Raw genomic sequence first — 277 nt, 5'->3', positions numbered from 1 at the left:
GATCAATCGCTTTACCGTTAAGAAGTTGCTCGATGCGATTGCCACTTTTCTGGTGTAGCCCAGCTCAGCCAATTTAGTATCAACTGCGGTTTTTAGGGCTCCATTAGGCGATACTAAGGCGTGCTCCACAGAGACAAATGATTGCAGTGACATAGGCAACTCAACATCCAACACCGATTCATCAAGCAAGCAGACATGTTGCTCAGTATAGAGAAGTTCTGTGCCATACAATTTAGGCACTTCACCAAAACTGCCTATCGCAATATCTAGCTTAGCC

1 pseudogene is annotated in these 277 nt (G+C 45.1%); it reads right to left on the bottom strand.

Annotated features, from left to right (window positions below):
- A pseudogene (locus AB4512_RS24535) lies at positions 1–277 on the bottom strand (LysR family transcriptional regulator); the annotation flags it as partial.

The organism is Vibrio sp. 10N.222.52.B7, from assembly GCF_041474275.1.
GTDB classification, from domain to species: Bacteria; Pseudomonadota; Gammaproteobacteria; order Enterobacterales; family Vibrionaceae; genus Vibrio; species Vibrio crassostreae_C.
Note: the sequence above shows the minus strand (reverse complement) of the source record. Positions and strands in the feature narration are given on the sequence as shown.